The sequence below is a fragment of the Acidobacteriota bacterium genome, from assembly GCA_016195325.1.
GTDB lineage: Bacteria > Acidobacteriota > Polarisedimenticolia > JACPZX01 > JACPZX01 > JACPZX01.
The window spans coordinates 29,538-48,890 of record JACPZX010000067.1 but is presented as its reverse complement, the minus strand read 5'-3'; the positions used below and the strand labels follow the sequence as shown (position 1 = coordinate 48,890).

17 protein-coding genes are annotated in these 19,353 nt (G+C 70.7%); 16 read left to right on the top strand and 1 reads right to left on the bottom strand.

Annotated features, from left to right (window positions below):
- The first annotated feature begins 39 nt into the window (after window positions 1–39).
- The 15 genes from ruvX (at window position 40) to HY049_12775 (ending at window position 16,598) form a co-directional block, all read left to right on the top strand.
- Complete coding sequence (gene ruvX / locus HY049_12845) at window positions 40–516, top strand: Holliday junction resolvase RuvX (protein MBI3449790.1); 477 nt, start codon at window positions 40–42, stop codon at window positions 514–516.
- A complete protein-coding gene (mltG, locus tag HY049_12840) occupies window positions 513–1,538 on the top strand; it encodes an endolytic transglycosylase MltG (GenBank protein MBI3449789.1) in 1,026 nt (341 codons plus the stop codon). The genes ruvX and mltG overlap by 4 nt, the downstream gene beginning before the upstream one ends.
- On the top strand, window positions 1,535–2,776 hold the full coding sequence (locus tag HY049_12835) for a hypothetical protein (GenBank protein MBI3449788.1): 1,242 nt from the start codon (window positions 1,535–1,537) through the stop codon (window positions 2,774–2,776). The genes mltG and HY049_12835 overlap by 4 nt, the downstream gene beginning before the upstream one ends.
- Window positions 2,773–3,798, top strand: coding sequence for a CPBP family intramembrane metalloprotease (locus HY049_12830; protein ID MBI3449787.1), 1,026 nt, complete (start codon window positions 2,773–2,775; stop codon window positions 3,796–3,798). Before HY049_12835 ends, HY049_12830 begins: the two co-directional genes overlap by 4 nt.
- A gap of 182 nt (window positions 3,799–3,980) precedes the next feature.
- Window positions 3,981–4,292 (top strand): DUF721 domain-containing protein, encoded by a 312-nt coding sequence (locus tag HY049_12825; protein MBI3449786.1) that lies wholly within the window; start codon window positions 3,981–3,983, stop codon window positions 4,290–4,292.
- Between the two features lie 420 nt (window positions 4,293–4,712).
- Complete coding sequence (locus HY049_12820; protein MBI3449785.1) at window positions 4,713–5,735, top strand: ATP-binding cassette domain-containing protein; 1,023 nt, start codon at window positions 4,713–4,715, stop codon at window positions 5,733–5,735.
- Window positions 5,732–6,502, top strand: coding sequence for an ABC transporter permease subunit (locus HY049_12815; protein ID MBI3449784.1), 771 nt, complete (start codon window positions 5,732–5,734; stop codon window positions 6,500–6,502). Before HY049_12820 ends, HY049_12815 begins: the two co-directional genes overlap by 4 nt.
- 6 nt (window positions 6,503–6,508) lie before the next feature.
- Window positions 6,509–8,083, top strand: coding sequence for a GldG family protein (locus HY049_12810; protein ID MBI3449783.1), 1,575 nt, complete (start codon window positions 6,509–6,511; stop codon window positions 8,081–8,083).
- Window positions 8,080–9,489: a DUF4340 domain-containing protein gene (locus HY049_12805; GenBank protein ID MBI3449782.1), complete on the top strand. Its 1,410-nt coding sequence runs from the start codon at window positions 8,080–8,082 to the stop codon at window positions 9,487–9,489. The genes HY049_12810 and HY049_12805 overlap by 4 nt, the downstream gene beginning before the upstream one ends.
- Entirely contained in the window at window positions 9,486–10,424 is a 939-nt protein-coding gene (locus tag HY049_12800; GenBank protein MBI3449781.1) for a peptidylprolyl isomerase, read from the top strand. The genes HY049_12805 and HY049_12800 overlap by 4 nt, the downstream gene beginning before the upstream one ends.
- A gap of 11 nt (window positions 10,425–10,435) precedes the next feature.
- Window positions 10,436–12,091: a glycosyltransferase family 39 protein gene (locus tag HY049_12795; protein ID MBI3449780.1), complete on the top strand. Its 1,656-nt coding sequence runs from the start codon at window positions 10,436–10,438 to the stop codon at window positions 12,089–12,091.
- Between the two features lie 65 nt (window positions 12,092–12,156).
- Complete coding sequence (locus tag HY049_12790; GenBank protein MBI3449779.1) at window positions 12,157–13,281, top strand: peptidylprolyl isomerase; 1,125 nt, start codon at window positions 12,157–12,159, stop codon at window positions 13,279–13,281.
- 32 nt (window positions 13,282–13,313) lie between these two features.
- On the top strand, window positions 13,314–14,480 hold the full coding sequence (locus HY049_12785; protein ID MBI3449778.1) for an MFS transporter: 1,167 nt from the start codon (window positions 13,314–13,316) through the stop codon (window positions 14,478–14,480).
- A gap of 20 nt (window positions 14,481–14,500) precedes the next feature.
- A complete protein-coding gene (locus HY049_12780) occupies window positions 14,501–15,679 on the top strand; it encodes a class I SAM-dependent rRNA methyltransferase (GenBank protein MBI3449777.1) in 1,179 nt (392 codons plus the stop codon).
- Between the two features lie 10 nt (window positions 15,680–15,689).
- Entirely contained in the window at window positions 15,690–16,598 is a 909-nt protein-coding gene (locus tag HY049_12775; protein ID MBI3449776.1) for a hypothetical protein, read from the top strand.
- Here HY049_12775 and HY049_12770 read toward each other — a convergent pair.
- Window positions 16,585–17,550, bottom strand: a complete 966-nt coding sequence (locus tag HY049_12770) for a tetratricopeptide repeat protein (GenBank protein ID MBI3449775.1) — start codon at window positions 17,548–17,550, stop codon at window positions 16,585–16,587. The two genes, HY049_12775 and HY049_12770, sit on opposite strands and share 14 nt — an antisense overlap.
- Window positions 17,551–17,798: 248 nt before the next feature.
- Here HY049_12770 and HY049_12765 point away from each other — a divergent pair, with 248 nt between their 5' ends.
- Window positions 17,799–19,331 (top strand): PLP-dependent aminotransferase family protein, encoded by a 1,533-nt coding sequence (locus HY049_12765; protein MBI3449774.1) that lies wholly within the window; start codon window positions 17,799–17,801, stop codon window positions 19,329–19,331.
- Window positions 19,332–19,353 lie beyond the last annotated feature (22 nt).

Sequence of the window (19,353 nt, the reverse complement as noted above, 5' to 3'; positions counted from 1 at the left end):
CCGCCCACATCCGCGCGCGGCTGGCCTATAGTGCGCCGCATGGGTCGCCTGATGGGCGTGGACGCCGGCACGGTCCGCGTCGGGATCGCTCTCTCGGACGAGCTCGGCGTGATGGCGCGCCCCGCCGCCACCATCCCGCGCCGCGGGGATCGCGGGACGGCCGAGGCGATCCGCGACCTCGCGCGCGAGTCCGGCGTCGATCGCATCGTCGTGGGCCTTCCCCTCTCCATGGCCGGAGGCGAGCAGGCGTCGAGCGTCGACGCGCGCCGTCTCGCCGAGGCGATCCGCGTCGCGACGGGGCTTCCCGTCATCACCTGGGACGAGCGATTGACCACGGCCGCGGCCGAGCGCTCGCTCATCGAGTCGGGGGTGCGCCGCGAGCGGCGCCGCGAGATCGTCGATCAGGTGGCGGCGGCCGTCCTCCTCCAGGGGTATCTCGACGCGGGGGCGCCGCCCTCGCCCGCGCCCCCCGTCGCGTCCCGGGACGCGCGCGATCCCGAGGAGGGAGGGGGATGAAGCTCAGCCGCCGCGAGCAGCTCCTCTTCGTCCTCCTCATCGGCGTGGCCGCGTGGGCGCTGGGCGGCGCCTTCGCGAGGTTCGACACCCAGTACGCCGGCTACCAGGGGGGCTCGGCGATCGTCGTGATCCCTGCGGGCTCGTCCCCCGCGAGCGTCGCCTCCGCTCTCGGCGACGCGCGGGTCATCCGCAGCCCGCTGACCTTCCGCTGGCTCGCGCGCTGGCACGGCGTCTCCTCGAAGCTCCAGGCCGGCGAGTACCTCTTCGATCGCCCGCAGACGACCTCTCAGGTGATCGACCGGCTCGTGCGCGGCGACGTCCTGCTCCACCGCGTGACGATCCCGGAGGGGCTCACCGGCGCCGAGGCTCTCGCGCGCGTCGCCGAAGCGCGCCTCGCGTCGGTGCGGGACCTTGAGGCCGCGCTCCGCGACCCGGCGGCGATCCGGGATCTCGATCCGAAGGCCGCGGACCTCGAGGGGTATCTCTTCCCGGAGACGTACCGGTTCGCGCGCGGCACGCCGGCCTCGCGCATCGTCGCCGAGATGGTGGGGCGGTTCAAGGGGGCGTTCGACGCGTCGATGCGCGCGCGCGCGGGGGAGCTCGGGATGACGGTGAGACAGGCCGTCACGCTCGCCTCGCTCATCGAGAAAGAGACGTCGCTCCCGGCGGAGCGCGGGCTCGTGTCCGCGGTCTTCCACAACCGGCTTCGCGCCGGGATGCTCCTCCAGTGCGATCCCACGGTCATCTACGCCCTCGTTTCGTCGGGGCGCTACCGCGGAACGCTCACGACGTCCGATCTCTCGTTCGCCTCCCCGTACAACACCTACGTCTCCCCGGGGCTCCCGCCGGGCCCCATCGCATCGCCGGGACGCGCGTCGCTCGAGGCCGCGCTCCATCCGGCCGACTCGCGCGCCCGCTACTTCGTCGCGGACGGGAGCGGCGGCCACCACTTCTCGGAAACCCTCGAGGAGCACGCGCGCGCGGTCGAGCGGTGGCGCCGGATCGTGAAGCGCGGCGCATGAGGCGGCCCCGGGCAATCGCCGCCATTCTCGCGATTCTCGCGGCGGGCGCGGCGACGATTCCCGTCGCGCGCGGGGGGGAGACCGCCCGGCGTGGCGGGCCCCTCGACCCGGCTCTCGGGAGCGCGCTCGTCGCGATCGAGTCGTCTCTCGCGAAGCTTCGCGGTATCCCGTTCGAGCGCGACGTCACGACCGCCGCGCTGACCCACGCAGGGGCGCGGGCGTACGTGCGGGATCTTCTGCACGACGAGTACCCCGGCCACCGGCTCGTCGACGAGCAGGAGTCGCTCCGGTACTTCGGGCTCCTCGGGCCGGACCAGGACCTCGAGGCGATCTATCTGAACCTGATGGAGGCGCAGGTCGCCGGCCTCTACGACCCGCCCACCCGCACCCTCTACGTCGTCGAGGGGCCGCTCTCGGGGGCCGTTCCCCTCGCGCACGAGCTGGCGCACGCCCTGATGGATCAGGCCTTCGATCTGGACGCCCTCGAGAGGGGGGTGAGGGACGACGACGATCGCGCGCTCGCCCTCTCCTCCCTGGTGGAAGGGGAGGCGACGATGGTCATGACGCTGTGGGCGATGGAGCACGCCAGAGACCCCGACGTCGCCGCCCTCGGCGGGGCGGACGGCGAGGCGGCGATGAAGGCCTCGTCGAAGGGTCTGGACGAGGCGCCCCCCTTCCTCCGCGATCTCCTGATGTTCCCTTACGTGTCGGGAATGACCTGGGCCGCCGAGATCATGAAGCAGGGGGGAGGGCTTCGGGCCCTCGACGCGTACTTCAAGGAGCCTCCCGAATCGAGCGAGCAGATCCTCCACCCCGCGAAGTCGATCGCGCCGCGCGACGTCCCGTCGTCGATCGACGAGTCGCTCGCGAGCGCCGGCCTCCCCCGCGGGGCCGAGGTCGTGAAGTCGGGATCGATGGGGGAGTTCGCGATCCGGTTCCTCCTCGGAGGGGGGGCGCCCGGGTCCGCGGCGGCGGCCGGATGGGACGGCGACCGGTTCGCGCTGGCGCGCGCGGGAGGCGCCGCACATCTTAACTGGGTGAGCGTCTGGGACACCGCAGAGGACGCCGAGGAGTTCGCCGCGGCGGCGAGGAGATGGCTGGGCGCCAGGAACACGGCGCGTGGCCCGGCCGAGCTTCGCGTGAAGGGGACGGTCGTCCTCCTCGCGGAAGGGGGAGACGCGGCGGACCGTGTCGCCGCGATGGCGTCCCGATCGGCCGCGGAGATCCGTCTCCGTTGACGCCGCCGCCGGCCACGCCGAGCGCGCGGTCCATCCTCTCTCTCGGGATCTTCATCCTCGTCGTCGCCGGAGCGGCGGCGCGGTACCTCTTCGAGAGGTCGATCTCCCCGGGGGAGATCGCGGCCCCCTACACCGCGTTCATCCTCCTCCTCATCCCCTACGTGGGGTGCGGCTACCCCGAGATCGGCGCGATGTACCGGAAGCTCGGGCTCGCCGGGCCCGTGGGGGCGGCGCTCCTCCTCGCCACGGTCACCCTCCCTCCCATCGTCGCGCTCGTCTCCATCCGCGGCATCTCCGCGTCGTGGATGGCCGCCGTCGGGCTCATCCTCTACGGCGCGGCGCTCGCCGGATTCCTGAGATGGGCGGATCGCGTCGGCCCGCCCCCGAACGCGGTCGACGTCCTCGCGGTCCTCTGCGCGTGGCTTCCGGTCGAGCTCGGGTTCCTCCACGGCCTCTGGTCGCACGGCCCGGCGGATCCTTCCTATCTGATCGGCAAGACCCTCTCCCTCTCGGTGCTCCTGATGGGTTACGTCGCCATCCGGCCGCTCGAGGGGCTCGGATATCGGTGGAGGTTCCGCTTCGAGGACTTCGGGGCGGCGATCGTTGCGCTGTCGGCGTTCCTGATCGTCGCGATACCCATCGGCATCGCCACCGGTTTCGTCGTGTGGGAGCCGAAGGGGGTGTCGTGGACCGGGATCGTCTTTCGCGGGATGGCGATCGGGCTCTTCATCGCCCTCCCCGAGGAGATCCTCTTCCGCGGCGTGATCTTCAACCTCCTCCAGAAGTGGACGATGGGGCGCTACGGCCCGTACCCGGCCCTCGTCGCCTCATCGGTCATCTTCGGCCTGTCGCACCTGAACAACTTTCCGTACGGCGACATGCGCTACGTCGTCCTCGCCACGTACGCCGGCTTCTGCTACGCCTGGTGCTACCTCAAGACCGGCAACCTCATGGGCGGCATCCTCACCCACATGGGCGTCGATCTGATCCACCGGCTGTACCTGGTGACTCCCCCCCAATAGCTAGGGGTCGGCGCGCTGCGGCCCACTTCGCTCTCTTGACCCCCTCCTCGCGAATCCGGTAGGATGCGCGCCTTCAATACAATTCAGAACAGGGGTGGAGCGTGGGGAGGAGGAAGGCCCATGACTTCCTCAGTCTCGAGGAAGTCGGCCGACTCGCCGGCACCGCCCGAGCGGGTGGACCGATGCGCCGATTGGCGATCGTCGGCGCGTGGTCCCGGGCCGTCGGCCCGACGCTCGGGGCGGTTTCGCGCCCGTCGAAGCTCGCGCGCGGGTGCCTGATCGTCGACGTGGGCAGCGCCGTCTGGCTCCGCGAGCTCGAGCACCTCCGCGCCGTCATCTTGAGTCGCCTCAACGAGTGGCTCGCCCCCGAGTCGATCGACGCCCTCGCCTTCTCCCTGCGCCCGGGGCTCCATCGGTCGCCGCCGACGGCCCGCGTCGCCGGCGCCTCGATCGACAGCGTCGTCGATCCCCGACCCGTGCGCGCACGCACCTGAACCAACAACGAGGCCGCGGTGTTGGCCCATGTCGCCACGGAGGAGCGTCTGGGACGAGGCCACGAGCGCCGCGAGCCGGCGAGCGGCTGCCCGCGAGATTCGGCCGCTGCGGTCTGCGGCCGAAGGGTACCCGCGCAGGCGCTTGGCGCCTCCTGTCATCAAACGCTCCGGCGCCGCCGGAGTGGGTGGCCGAGCAAAGCCGAGGCCGAGCGCGATTACCTCACGCGCGCAGGCCGTCTCCTCCGCGGCGACATGGGCCAGCACCGCGCCGCGATCCCTCCTTGACATCCCGAAGATCTCTCCGCTATAGTTTCGGCCCGTTGTAATCCCATGCAATAACAGGGTTTATCGTCGCAACCAAATCCCCATTCGAAGAGCACAAGATGACGAAGGAGCCAGGTTCATGGAGGGAGTCATTCCGTGATTGAAGTGCATGGATTGACCAAGTCGTTCGGCGGGCGGCCCGCCATCAGGAAGGTCACTTTCAACGTCGGGAAGGGAGAGATCCTCGGCTTCCTCGGGCCCAACGGCGCGGGCAAGACCACCACGATGCGCATCCTGACGTGCTACATGCCTCCCGACGAGGGGTCGGCGACGATCGGCGGATTCGATGTCTTTGAGAGCCCGATGGAGGTGAAGCGGCGCATCGGCTACCTTCCCGAGAACCCCCCGGTGTATCCCGAGATGTCCGTCAGGGCCTACCTCGAGTTCGTCGCGAGGATTCGAAAGGTCCCCTCGTCGCAGGTCCGGCAGAAAGTCTCGGGCGCGATCGAGCGGTGCGGCCTCGCCCACGTCGCCTCACGCGTGATCGGAAACCTGTCGAAAGGATTCCGGCAGCGCGTCGGCCTCGCGCAGGCGATCCTCCACGATCCCCCGGTGCTGATCCTCGACGAGCCGACGGTCGGCCTCGACCCGGAGCAGATCATCGAGATCCGGAACCTCATCAAGTCGCTCGGCGGCGAGCGGACCATCATCCTCTCGACGCACATCCTCCCGGAGGTCACGGTCACCTGCTCGCGCGTCGCCATCATCTCTTACGGTGAGATCGTGCAGGAGGGGAGCCTCGAGGGGCTCGCCGGGGCGGGGTCCGGGGCCGAGAGGCTCCGCGTCCGCGTCGCGCGCGACGGCGAGACTGTGTCGGCGGCGCTCCGCCAGATCGAGGGGGTCGCGTCGGTGGCGCCTCTCGGCGACCCGGGCGGCTACCTCGTCGAGGCGCGGGCCGGCGACGCGGTGCGCGAGGAGATCGCGCGCGCGACGGTCCGCGGCGGCTGGGGGCTGGTCGAGATGACGCAGGTGACGCGGACGCTCGAGGAGATCTACCTCGAGGCGACGCGGCGGATCGCGCCGGCCGCGGAGAGAGGCGAGCCCTCGAACGGGCGACCGGCCGCGCCGGTCGGGACACCCGGGGAGACGCTGGCGGCGGCTCAGGGAGGTGCCCTGTGAGGACCACCTTCGCCATCGCGCGGCGCGAGCTGTACGCGTACTTCGTCTCACCGCTCGCCTACGTCGTCATCGGCTTCTTCCTCGCCGTGACCGGGCTCTTCTTCGATCTCTTCGTGCGCTCGTACTCGCAGTACACCCTCCAGGCGGGGATGAACCCCTACATGGCGGAGCAGCTCAACCTCCACGACGCGCTCATCCGGCCGCTGTACTCGAACTTCCACGTCATCCTCCTCTTCATCGTGCCGCTCGTGTCGATGCGGCTCCTCGCGGAGGAGAAGAAGCAGGGGACCGCGGAGCTCCTCCTCACCGCGCCCGTGAAGACGTCGGAGCTGGTGCTCGGGAAGTTCCTCGGGGCGCTGTCGTTCCTGATCGTCATCATGCTCCTGACGGTCCAGTACCCGCTCTTCCTCTGGATCTCGGGCTCGGCTCCGCCGCTGGGGTCGTTCCTGTCGGCGTTCGGGGGCGCATGCCTTCTCGCCGGGGCGTTCCTCTCGGTCGGGCTCTTCATGTCGTCGCTCACCGAGAACCAGATCGTCGCGGCGGTGACCTGCTTCGTCCTTCTCCTCGTGCTCTGGGTGATCGGCTTCGCCGGGCAGATGGCGGGAGGGAAGGTGGAGACCCTGTTCAAGGCGATCTCGCTCACGGAGAACACGGAGGAGTTCTCCAAGGGGGTCGTCGACACGAAGAACGTCGTCTTCTTCCTCTCCTTCATCGCATTCAACCTGTTCCTGACGCAGCGGGCCGTCGAATCCCGCAGGTGGAGGTAGAGAGCCGTGAATTCACTCAAGGCCTTCTCCGGCCCGCTGGGCGTGGTCCTGCTCCTGGCCGGGGGCGGGTTCACCACCTTCGCCCCCGAGCAGCGGCTCGCGGGCTTCGTGCTCATGGCGGTCGGCGGCGTGCTGGCCATCACCGCGGTCGCGCTGAACCTCGAGGACCTCGCCAACATCCTGAAGGGGCGCGCCGTCCGCTACGGCGCGAACGCCGCCTTCTACTCGCTCGTCGTCCTGCTCATCGTCGGCGCGGTCAACTTTCTCGCGGCGCAGCACCACAAGAGGTTCGATCTGACGGCGGAAGGGGCGCACACCCTCTCGCCGCAGACCGTGAAGATCCTCAAGTCGCTCCAGAAGGACGTGGAGCTGGTCGCCTTCTTCACCGAGACCAACGAGCAGCGGCGCAAGCTCGAGGACCTGGCCGACGAGTACAAGTACCAGACGGACCACCTCAAGGTCCGGATGGTCGACCCGATCAAGTCCCCGTCGGAGGCGAGGAAGTACCAGATCTCGCAGGACGGGACGCTCGTCGTCCTCGCCGACACCGGCGAGGCGCGCACGACCAACGTCTCCGAGGAAGATCTGACCAACGCGATCATCAAGTCGAGCCGGAAGGACAAGAAGCAGATCTGCTTCACGACCGGGCACGGGGAGGACGCAACAGCCGACGCCAAGCAGGGAGGCTACTCGCTCGTCGCCGACGCGCTCCGCAAGGAGAACTACGACCTCAAGGATGTCCTGCTCCTCCAGACCCCGGCCGTCCCCGCCGAATGCAGCGCGGTGGTCGTGGCGGGGCCGACGACGGCGCTGCTTCCCCCCGAGGTCGACTCGATCACGAAGTACCTCGACGCCGGGGGGCGCGTCTTCGCCCTCAAGCGCGACCCGTCGAAGGAGACGGGGCTCGCGCCCCTTCTCGAGAAGTACGGCCTCAAGCAGAACAGCGATGTCGTCGTGGACCGGCTCTCGCGGGCGATCGTGGGCGACGAGACCGTGCCGATCGCCGCCGACTACGACGACCACCCGGTCACGAAGGAGCTGCGCGACAGCCGCGTGGTGAGCATCTTCCCGGTCGCCTCTTCGATCGAGAAGACGCAGCCCACCGAACCGGGGATCACCTCGCAGATCATCGCGAGGACCGGAGCCGACGCGTGGGGCGAGACGGGGGACCGGATCGAGTTCGACCCGAAGGTCGATCACCCGGGCCCCGCCGGCCTCGTCGCCGTCGCGTCCGGCAAGACCGCCGGGGCGGAGGCGAAGGATCCGAACGCCCCCGCCGATCCGAACGCCGCGCCGCCCGCGCCCCCCGGGAAGGAAAAGCGGCTCGTCGTCATCGGCGACAGCGACTTCGCGTCGAACACGTACCTGCACCTGTCCGCCAACAAGGACCTCTTCCTGAACTCGGTGGCGTGGCTGACCGAGGAGTCGGATCTGATCTCGATCCGCTCCAAGGAGAAGAGCCCCCAGCCGATCACGCTGACCGCGTCGCGCCAGAACCTCCTGTCCCTCATGACCTACGTCTCGCCGCTCCTCGTCGTGATCTGCGGGGTCGTGATCTGGCAGCGGAGGAAGAAGCTGTGAGGTTCCGGAACACGTTCCTCGCCGCCGCCGTCCTGGCGGCGCTCGCCTCGTGGATCTACTTCTACGAGTACCGCGGGGAGGAGGGGCGCCAGAAGGAGGAGGCGGCGAAGAAGAAGCTCCTCGAGTTCGATCCCAACGGCGTGGCGGGTCTGGAGCTCGTCCGGCAGGACGGCGCGATCCGCATCGCGAAGGAGGCGGGCGGGTGGCGCCTGACGTCGCCGGTCCTGGCGCGCGCCGACGAGGAGGAGGTCCAGGGGCTGCTGTCGACGCTCTCGTGGCTCGAGACCGACCGGACCCTCAAGGCCTCGGCGGACGACCTCGGCGCCTACAAGCTCGCGCCGCCCGCGCTGAAGATCGTGGTGAAGAGGGTGGACGGTCGGCCCGACGTCACGCTCCTGGTGGGCGACAAGGCGGCGGTCGGATCCGCGTATTACGCCCGCCGCGGCGAGTCGGGCGACGTCGTCACGACGTCCACGTCCATCGACAGGCTTCTCCAGGCGACGCCGGACAAGCTCAGGTACAAGAAGGTCGTCGGGATCGATTCGTGGAAGATCGCGCGCTTCAAGATCTCCCGCGGCGGCGCGACCGTGGCCTTCGCGAAGACGGGCGAGGAGTGGCGCCTCGAGTCGCCGATCGCGTTTCCGGCGGATCGGGCCAAGGTCAGCAACCTTCTCTTCGACGCCTCCGCGATCGCCGCGGAGGGGTTCGAGCCCGAGGGGACCACGGCCGAGGCCGCGGGGCTCGCGCACCCCGGGACGACGCTGAGCCTGACGGATCGGGACGGGAAGGCGATCGAGGTCGCCTTCTCGGCGAAGGATCCCAACGGGCTCGTGCGCGCGAAGCGGGCCGATCTCCCCGAGGTCTTCAGGGTGAAGGGCGAGACGGTGGACAAGCTGTCGGTCGTCGTCGCGGACTATCGCGACGTGAGGATCGCCCCGGTCGATCGGTACCAGCTCACCGAAATCCGGGCGACGACCCCCGAAGGGCAGACGGCTCTCGTGAAGGACGGCGAGGCCGTGTGGCACTCGGGAGGGGCCGCGGGGCCCGCGGTCCCTTCGAAGGCGGTCGACGATTTCCTGACCGCGCTCGACGCGGCCCGCGCCGGAGGCTTCATCGATCCTCCGGACGCGTCCGGCCGGACCGTGGGGACGCCCGCGCTGACGCTGAAGCTCAAGGCGAAGGATGTCGCCGCGCCGGTCGAGCTGACGGTCGGCGCGATCGCCCCCGGCAAGGTCCTCGTCGCTTCGAGCGCGACGGCGGCGATCTACCAGCTCGACGGATCCCTCGCGGGAAACCTCGTGGGGAGCGTGTCGGCCCTGCGGGCGCCGCCCCCCGAGGCGGCGTCGGCGGCCGGCGCGAAGCCCGCCGCCCCGGCGGCGGCCCCGAAGCCGGGGGGATCCCGGTGACGCGCGCTCTTGCGGCCGTCGCGGCGTGCGCGGCCCTGCTCGCGGCGGTCCCGGCCGCGGCGGATCAGGGCGCGGTGGACGTCGGGGCGATCGCGCGCGTCGAGCCGACGATCCTCGTGGCGCGCCTCACCTACGATCTCGACGAGGGGATCGTGATGCAGCTCACGCTGAAGAACCCCTCGAACGTCGCGGTGACGGTCCCCGAGGCGTGCTTCGAGGGGAGCGCCGTGTCGATCCTCCCGGTCGGCGAGGGAAAGGCCGTGCGCTACTCGGGAGCGATCGGCGACGGGAAGGCCCTGATGCTCCCCCCGCGGACCGAGCGCCGTTTCGATCTCGAGGTCAGCCGGCGGGCGAAGATCCGGAAAGCGGGAAGGTTTCGCATCGCCTGGACGTGCGGCGAGTGGGAGACGTCGCACTACGACTTCTTCATCGCCCCACCGTACGACAGGGAGCGGGATCGGATCGCCGTCGTGACGACCGATCTCGGGACGCTCGAGATGGTCCTCATGCCGGAGCAGGCGCCCGTTCACGTCAGGAACTTCGTGGACCTGGCGCGCGGCGGTTTCTACGACGGGCTGCCGTTCTACCGCGTGATGCCCGGCGTCGAGGCCGACACCGGCGATGCGACCGGGACGGGGAACGGCGGGTGGCAGAACCAGCTCGCCCCCGAAATCGACGAGTCGATCCGGCCGGGGCGGGGGCTGGTCGGGGCGGTGCGCCGCGAGACCACGCTGACGAGCGCGACGATGTTCTTCATCCTCCTCGACGTCCAGCCGGCGTACAAGGGGCTTCACACCTTCTTCGCGTACGTCCGCGCCGGCCAGGAGGTGCTCGACGCCCTGAGCGCCCTCGAGGTCGACGGCGTCGGCGGCGCCGCCACCTTCCGCCCGCGCAAGGCGATCTCCATCCGCCACATCGAGATCAAGGGGCCCTGAGGCCCTCCGCGTTGGCCTCGACTCTCGCCTCCCCGCGCGCGCGGGCGCTCCTCGTCTTCACTCTGGCGATCGTCGTGCGCCTCGGGTATGGGGCGGCCATCGCCGACACCGGGTGCCTGGCGATCAACGCCGATCCGATCTCCGACATGGACACGTTCCACCGCTGGGCGCTGCGGATCGTCGACGGCGACTGGCTCGGCCGCCAAGACTTCCATCCGTATCACCCGTGGCAGCGCGCGATCGCGCCGGAGGCGACGTGGCTCGGCTGGTACGGTCCGAAGGTCTTCCACCAGGATCCCCTCTATCCCTACTTCGTGGCGCTCGTCTACGCGCTGGCGCCGCGCGAGCCCCTCTCCGTCGTCCTGCTCCAGTTCCTTCTCGGGGCCGTGACCGCCGCCGGCGTGTACCTGCTCGCGCGCCGCCTCGCCCCGGAGCGGGCGGCGCTCCTGGCGGGGGGGCTCGCGGCGATCTACGGCCCGTTTCTCTACTACGAGTCGCTCCTTCTCAGGGACACCCTCCTCGTCACGCTCACCGTCGTCTTCCTGATCGCGGTCGAGGCGGCGCGCCGCGCGGGGGGCCCGGCGCGCTGGGGGATCGCCGGTGCGCTGGCGGGAGCGATCTACCTGACGAAGCCGAACGTGCTGATCTTCCTCCCGTGCCTGGCCGCGTGGATCTTCCTCTCGCGCGAGTTGAAGCGCCCCGCGCCCGCGGTCGGCGCGCTCGCGTGCGGATTCCTGCTGGCCCTCGCCCCCGCCATCGCCCGGAACGTCGCCGTGGGCGCCCCCGCGCTGCGGACGACGACGCGCGGGCCGATCGAGTTCATCAACGGCAACAACCCGTACCACATCGGCATCGGCTGGTTCGACGGCGACGACGCGCGCGTCACCGGCTACGCCCGCGAGGTGCTCTCGAGGACCGGTGGCGGGCTCGCCGGCACGATGGGCACGGTCCTCTCGACGTGGCGCGGGCGCTACTCCGAGCTGATCGCCCTGCAGTTCCGAAAGCTCGCGTACTTCCTCGCCCCCTTCGAGATGCCGAACAACGCGTCGTACGCCTACTTCCGGATCAACTCGCCCCTCCTCCGGGCCGGCCTCCCGACCTTCTACGCGGTCTCGCCCCTGGCGGCTCTCGGCCTGGTGGTGTCCTTCGGATCCTGGCGCCGCTTCATGCCGCACTACCTCTTCCTCGCGGCGGGGATCGCCGGGACGGTGGCGTTCTACGTGATCGCGCGCTTCCGCATCCCGTACGTTCCGCTCATGCTGGTCTTCGCGGGGCTGGGGATCGATCGGCTGCTGGCGGACGCGGCGTCGGGGCGCCCCCGCCGCCTCGTCGCGGCCGGCGCCCTCGTCCTCGCCCTCCTCGCGCTCAACACGGCGACGAACTATCCCGATCTCGATCTGGTCCGGCCGCAGGACTACGTCATCGCGTCGCGGGCGTACGCCGCGCGAGGGGAGGGAGGGAGGGCCGCATCGGAGCTCGATCGGGGCGTGGCCGTCTTTCCGGAGTTCGCCCCCCTGCGCGTTTTCGCCGGCCGGCTTCGTGAGGAGCAGGGGGATCGTGCCGGCGCCCTCAGGAATTTCGAGGCGGCCCTGATCCTGGAGCCAGGGTCGGTCGAGTCGAGAGAGGCCGTCCAGCGGCTCGCGCCCTCCGAACCGGCCGTTCCTTGAAAGAAACCGGCGCCGTCCCTATGATCTGCGGCCTTCCGATGAACGCAAGCCCGGGATCTCAGCCCATGACTCGACACGCCGTCCGCGTCGCGCCCGCGCTCGCCGCGTGGCTCCTTCTCGCCGCCTGCGGGCAGGGAGCCCCCGGCGCCGGAGCCGTCGCCCCCGCTCCCGCCGACTCGAACGCCGCCGCGGCCGCGCCGGCCCCCGCGGTGCCGCCCGGGACGAAGCCCGCGACGACGGGGAAATCGGTTCCGGCCGCGGAGGACCCCGCCGAGCACCTCACCCCGCCGATCGCGACGGTCAACGGCGAGACGATCTACCGGTCGACCTACGATCAGATCCTCACCGCGCTGCGGGATCAGGTTCGCGACGGCGACCCCGAGTCGGTCGAGAAGTACGTCGGGGCGCGCCAGATTGCGCTCGACAAGGCCATCGACGAGGAGCTCCTCTACCAGGAGGCGGTGCGGACGGGGTACGAGCCCAAGGGCGCCGAGATCGACGCCATCTACGCGCAGAAGTGCGACGCCACGGGCTCCGAGTCGAAGTATCTCGCGACGCAGCGGAGCCGCGGCCTCTCGAAGGCCGAGGTGAGGCACGCCTACGCCAAGACCCTGGCGCTCGAAAGGTACGTCAAGGCGGAGATCGAGGCGAAGTTCACCGTCTCGGACGACGAGACGCGCGCCTTCTACGACCACCATCCCGAGCTCTTCACCCCGGATCGCTGGCTCCGCATCGGGCAGATCTTCGTGAACGCGCCGCTCGGCAAGCCCCAGAAGGAGCGTCTCGCGGCGCAGGTCAAGCTGACGCAGGGGTACGACAGGATTCGCGAGGGGAGATCGTTCGAGTCGGTCGCGCGCGACATCTCCGAGGATCGGACGGGCCCGGGCGGCGGGATGGTGGGCTGGGTCCGGCGGGGAGGGCTCCCGGAGGCTCTCGATCGCGCGGTCTTCGCCCTCAAGCCCGGGGAGATGACCGGCATCGTCGAGAGCGAGAGCGGCTACCACGTCGTGAAGGTCTACGAGGAACGAGGTGGGCGCCTCGAGACGTACGACAAGGTCAGGGACGCCGCCCGCGAAAAACTCCGTCTCAAGAGGCGGGGCGACGCGATCGCGTCCGTCCTTTCCCGCCTGAGGACCACCGCGAAGATCGAGGGCCTGCAGATCCCGGCGGAAGCGGACGAGCCGCGTTGACATCGCCCGACCGCAGTCCCTAACATCGCCGCATGCCACGCAAGCGCGCGCTCGCCGTCCTCTACTTCACCGTCTTCCTGACGATTCTGGGGTTCGGCATCATCATCCCGAACCTCGCGTACTACGCCCGGGACTTCAACGCCACCCCCTTCCAGGTGGGGCTGCTCATGGCCTCGTACTCGGTCATGCAGTTCCTCCTGTGTCCCTGGTGGGGTGGGCTCTCCGATCGGTTCGGCCGCAAGCCGATCCTCGTGCTGGGACTTGCCGGGGCGGGGGTCTCGTTCGTCCTCTTCGGGCTGGCCTGGAGCCTCACCGTTCTCTTCGCGGCGCGCCTCCTGTCCGGGGCGCTCGCCTCGGCGGCGCTGCCGACGGCGATGGCGTACGTCGCCGACGTCACCGACGAGAAATCGCGCGGGGCGGGGATGGCGTGGGTCGGCGCCTCGATCGGCCTCGGGTTCACCTTCGGGCCGGCGATCGGTGGAGAGCTGAGCCGCTTCGGCCACGACGTCCCGTTCCTCGTCGCCGGGGCGCTGACCCTCGTGACCGCCGCGCTGGCCGCGCTCCTCGTCGAGGAGCCGCCCGATCACAAGCGCGCCGCGCGCGTCTCGGTCCCCATCAGGGAGGCGATGCTCGGCCCCCTCGGGTCGTTCTTCGTTCTCGCGTTCTTCGTCAGCTTCGCCATGGCGGCCATCGAGACGACCTTCCCTCAGTTCATCGCCGACACGCTCGGCCTCGGTGCGTCGGCGATGGGGCGCATGTTCACCATTCTCGGAGTCATCCTCATCGCGCTGCAGGGGGGCGCGCTCGGCCGGCTCATCAACGCCTTCGGCGAGGAGACGATTCTCGTCGCCGGTCTCGGCCTCAACATCCTGGGCTGCCTCCTGCTCGCGCGGGCTTCGGGAGCGACGTCCGTGACGGCCACTCTCATCGCCGCCGGGGTCGGCAACCAGATCATCCGGCCGACCAACTCGTCGCTCATCTCGAAGAGGACGCCGTACGGCCACGGAGCCTCCATGGGAATCCTCGACTCGATGGACTCGCTCGGCCGCGTTCTCGGGCCGCTGGCGGCGGGCGCGGTCTACGCGTACGGCCCGGGCTGGCCCTTCAACACCGCGGCGGCCGCCCTGGCGCTGATCGCCGCGCTCTACGTTCCCGCGTACCTCAGGCGCCGGGCCGCGGCGCCCCAGAGGTCCGTCTGAGCGCCGCGACGGCCGCGGCCGTGACGCAGGGGCAGATCGTGCTCCGCCGGCGCGAGGAGAAGCGGATCCTCGCCGGCCACGCATGGGTCTTCAGCAACGAGATCGAGCGCATCGAGGGGGACCCGCTGGCCGGGAGCGTCGTCGCGGTCACGCGGGCGGAGGGGAAGCTCGTCGGCTACGGCCTCTTCAACCCGAAGAGCCTCATCGCCGTCCGCATCTTCTCGCGGCGCCGCAGCGTCGTCGACCACCCCTTCCTCGTCGAGCGGATCCGCAAGGCGCAGGCGCTGCGGGAGCGCCTGTACCCAGGCGCCGACGGCTGCCGGGTCGTGCACGGCGAGTCGGACGGGCTCCCCGGCCTGATCGTCGACAGGTACGCGGACACCCTCGTGCTCCAGACGCTCGCGCTGGGGATGGACCTCGTGAAGGAGACGATCTGCGACGTGCTCGAGGAGATCTTCCGTGCGCGCGCGATCGTCGAGCGCAACGAATCGGCCCTGCGCGACTACGAGGGGCTGCCGCGCTCGGCCGGCCTCCTGCGGGGGACGCCGCCCGGGCCGGTGACGATTCACGAGGGGGACGTCGCGTTCGAGGTGGACGTCCTCCGGGGGCACAAGACGGGCTTCTTCTACGATCAGCGCGAGAACCGCCAGGCGGTGCGCCGGGTCGCGAAGGGCTCGCGCGTCCTCGACCTCTACTGCCACGACGGGGCCTTCGCGCTCCACGCCGCGCGCGCCGGCGCCCGCGAGGTGCTGGGCGTGGATGTCTCCGAGGAAGCCGCCTCCCGCGCGCGGCGCAACGCGGAGATCAACGGCCTGGCGGCGAGCTCGCGGTTCGAGGCGGCCGATGCCCCGGAGGCCATGAAGGCGCTCTACGACGCCGGCGAGAAGTTCGACGTCGTGGTCGTCGATCCTCCGTCCTTCACGCGCTCGAAGAAGAACGTCGCGGAGGCGAAGCGCGGGTACGTCGACGTCAACCGCCGCGCGATGCGACTCCTGGCGAGGGAGGGGTTCCTCGCGACGGCCTCCTGCTCGCATCACGTCACCGACGAGACCTTTCTCGAGTGCGTGAAGGAATCGGCGCAGGGCGTCGACCGCTCGCTGCGCCTGATCGAATGGCGCTCGCAATCGCCGGATCACCCGATCCTCCCGGCGATGCCGGAGACGCGCTACCTCAAATTCGCGCTGCTCCAGGTGGATTGAAGGGGAGACGGTGAGGCGGGCCGGCCGGAGCGCGCATCCTCTCGCGGCGATCGCCGCGGCCCTCGCCGTCGCCGCCGCGGCGACGGTCCGCCTCCCGGCAGCCGCTGCGGGGGGCACCCCGGGGGTGCCGATCGATCCCTCGTTCGCGGCCGATCCGATCTGGGACGACGGCCTGGCGGAGGTCGCGACGTACGCCGCGCAGCGGACGATCTACGGCGCCGCGCGCGATCACGAGCTCACGGCGATCCTGGTGAAGGAGGACTTCTCGGACGCCGCGCACGTGAAGGCCGACCCCCCGTACGAGGGGCGGGCCCTGACGACCGTGCTGAAGCTGAACCTCGTGGCCGGCATCCCGACCGAGAACTACACCTACCACTTCCTGACGTCCGTCTACGTCGCGCGCGCGGACGTGTCCCGGCTCGTGAAGGCCACCGCCGGCATCCAGGAGTGGTGCGGGAACACCTTCAAGGAGATCGTCACGTGGGGCGGGGCCCCGAGCCTTCACTACCACTCCTACTTCGACGGGCAGGGAGACGGGGAGCGGCCGCTGGATCTCGGCGGAGGCGCCCTTCTCGACGAGCAGCTCCTCGTCGTCGCCCGCGCCGCCGCCCTCGTCCCGGGCGCGCCGGCGCGCGTCAGGGTCCTCGATCCGATCACGGCGGGCGGGGCCTCCGGCCTCGACTCCCGCGAGGCGACGCTGTCGGTGGAGGGGGAGGAGGACGTCGCGGTACCCGCGGGGGTCTTCCATGCGCGCCGGATCGTCCTGCGCGAGGCGTCCGCGGTGCGCGCGACGTACTGGGTCGAGGGATCGGGAGCGAGGGCCCTCGTCCGGATGGAGGCCATCGATGGCCGCCGTCTTCTCCTGAAGAGCCGGGCCCGCCGCGACTACTGGTCGCGGCCGCCTCTCACCGGTCGCTGAGGCGCTTCCACCGCGCGTAGATGACTTCCTTGAGCTCCTGGTCGACCGGGTACCCGAGCTGCTGCGCCTTGACGATGTGCGTCCACGCCCCCTCGTAGTCCCTCAGGTAGTACGCGACGATGGCGACGTTGTGCCACGCGCTCGCCTCCTTCGGCCGCGCCTCGAGCTGATCGACGAACTGCCCGCGGAGGTGCTCGAAGACCGGGCGCGCCTCCTCGATCCCCGTCACCGCGTTCGCCGAGTGCGGATCGATTGCGGCCGCCGTGCGCAGCTCCTGGAGCGCCAGGTCGAACTGCCCGGCGTGGTTGAGCGAGAGCCCCAGGAAGATGTGGGAGCGGAGATCGCGCGGCTTCAGCTCGATCGCCCTCGACAGGAACGTGCGCGCCTCGGAGAGCCTGTCGGTCATGAAGAGCACGGCGCCGAGCCCGGCGTTCGGCTGCACCAGGTTGGGGTTGAGCGCGATCGCCTCGCGGTACTCCGCCTCGGCCTCCTGCAGCCGGGACCGCCTCTCGTAGAGGCTTCCGAGGCTCACGTGGGGGCGGGGGTTGTTCGGGTCGGTGGCCGCCGCCATGCGGTACGAGCGCATCGCCTCGTCCAGGCCGTCCTCGCGCTGCGCGAGGAGGTCGCCGAGCTCGAGGCGCAGATCGGCTCGGGACGGATCGATCTCGGCCGCCCGGCGGCACTCGTTGACGGCGTCGTCGCGCCGCGACTGCACGCGGCGGATCTCGCAGAGCAGCTTGTGGACCTCGGCGCTGTTGGGATCGATCTCGAGCGCGCGGTCGGCCTCCTTCTCGGCCTTGTCGAGGCGTCCCGAGGCGAGGTACTCCCGGGAGCTCGCGATGCGCTGCGGGGCGTCGTCCTGCGCGAGGGCGCCTGCCGCCGGCACGGCGAGAAGGATCGCGAGGAGCGCGACAAGGGAAACCGATCTCCCTCCCCGAACCCTCTCGCCCATCAAGGTCCTCGTTCGTCCGGTGATTGGTCTCGAGCCGGCGGTCGCCTGCGGTCCCGATCGAAATATAACCGATCCCTCCCTGCGGTGCGCGACGGCCGCCGGCTTCATGCCGTCCCGGCATCGCGGGGGCCCGGATGATTGGATGCATCCACTCATCCAATATTTCCCTTGACTTGGCCATGACCTGCCGTAGGATGGAGGTATTCCTGCGTCCACCCGGCGACGGGGGCGCGGGCGGGGGTCACGCGATGGACATCGCACTCGATCGTTCCACGGGGGTTCCGCTGTCGCGCCAGATCGCCGACGCCGTGCGGAGCGCCGTTCACTCCGGGACCCTCGCCGCCGGCGCCCGGCTCCCCGCGGAGCGGGCGCTGGCCCTCACGCTGGGCGTGGATCGGATGACCGTGGCCCGGGCCTACGAGGAACTCGCCGGGTCCGGGTGGCTCGTCCGCCACGTGGGGCGCGGCAGCTTCATCCTCGACCCCCCGCCGAGGGGTCCCGCCGGGGTCGCGGCCTCCCGCGGGGCCGCGGTCGTGGACGGCGGGATGCTCTGGTCCTCGGCCTTCGCGACGCGCGCCTCCGGGATGGTCCCCGGCGCGACCGCGGCGCTGCACGCCTCGCCCGCCGACGGCGCCATCAACCTCTCGAGCCACTTCCCCGACTCCACCCTCTTCCCGGTCGACGCCTTCCGCCGCGCGCTCGACGCGGTCGTCCGGCGCGAGAGGGGCCGCCTCTTCGGCTACGGCGCGGCGGGCGGGTACGCCCCGCTGCGCCGGCAGATCGTCGAGACGCTGCGGGCCCGCGGGATCGACGCGGAGGAGCGCGACGTCGTGATCACGAACGGCTCCCAGCAGGGGATCGATCTCGTCGCGAGGGCCCTCCTCGACCCGGGGGATCGCGTCGCGGTGGAGAACCCGACCTACACCGGAGCCGTGCAGGTCTTCCAGAGTCACGGCGCGCGCGTCCTGGGAGTTCCGGTGGACGAGGAGGGGATGGTCCCGGCCCGCCTCGAGGAGGCGGTCTCGCGCAGCGGCGCGAAGCTCGTCTATATCATCCCCAACTTCCAGAATCCCACGTCGGGGACGATGAGCCTCGCGCGCCGCCGGGCGATCCTCGACGTCGCGAACCGGCAGCGGCTCCCCGTCCTCGAGGACGATTTCGGCGGCGACCTCAGGTTCGAGGGGGAGGAACTCCCCGCGCTCAAGGCGCTCGACGGCGGAGGCGGGGTGATCTACCTCGGGTCGTTCGCGAAGAAGCTCTTCCCCGGCATCCGCATCGGCTGGCTCGCCGCCCCCCGCGAGGCCGCGGAGCGGATCGCCGCCCTCAAGCAGATCACCGACTGGAACACGAGCCTTCTTCTCCAGGCGGCGGTGCACGAGTTCTGCCGCCGCGGGGATCTCGATCGCCACCTGCGCAAAGCGGCGGCGATCTACCGCGCGCGGCGCGACGCCATGGTCGAGGCGATGGCGGAGCACTTCCCGAAGTCCGCCCGCTTCACGCGGCCGGCCGGAGGCCTCGTCGTCTGGGTGACGCTCCCGCCGGGCCTCGATGCCGACGAGATCGCCACCGAGGCGCAGGGGAGGGGCATCTTCGTCGGGCGCGGCGATCTCTTCTACGTCGACGGCGGGACGCACAACAACCTGAGGCTCGTCTACGCGCAGGCCGAGCCGGCCGAGATTCGCAAGGGAATCAGGATCCTGGGTTCGATACTCCACAGGAAAGTCCGGGAGCGGCGCACGTCCGCCGCGTCGGCGGCGACCGCCGCGCTCCCGATCATCTGACCTCGGGGCGCGCCCAGCGCGC

Bases quoted from the DNA above. Each gene is read 5' to 3' on its own strand.
- ruvX (MBI3449790.1), top strand. From the start codon at position 40: ATGGGTCGCCTGATGGGCGTGGACGCCGGCACGGTCCGCGTCGGGATC.
- mltG (MBI3449789.1), top strand. From the start codon at position 513: ATGAAGCTCAGCCGCCGCGAGCAGCTCCTCTTCGTCCTCCTCATCGGC.
- HY049_12835 (MBI3449788.1), top strand. From the start codon at position 1,535: ATGAGGCGGCCCCGGGCAATCGCCGCCATTCTCGCGATTCTCGCGGCG.
- HY049_12825 (MBI3449786.1), top strand. From the start codon at position 3,981: ATGCGCCGATTGGCGATCGTCGGCGCGTGGTCCCGGGCCGTCGGCCCG.
- HY049_12790 (MBI3449779.1), top strand. From the start codon at position 12,157: ATGACTCGACACGCCGTCCGCGTCGCGCCCGCGCTCGCCGCGTGGCTC.
- HY049_12785 (MBI3449778.1), top strand. From the start codon at position 13,314: ATGCCACGCAAGCGCGCGCTCGCCGTCCTCTACTTCACCGTCTTCCTG.
- HY049_12770 (MBI3449775.1), bottom strand. From the start codon at position 17,550: ATGGGCGAGAGGGTTCGGGGAGGGAGATCGGTTTCCCTTGTCGCGCTC.
- HY049_12765 (MBI3449774.1), top strand. From the start codon at position 17,799: ATGGACATCGCACTCGATCGTTCCACGGGGGTTCCGCTGTCGCGCCAG.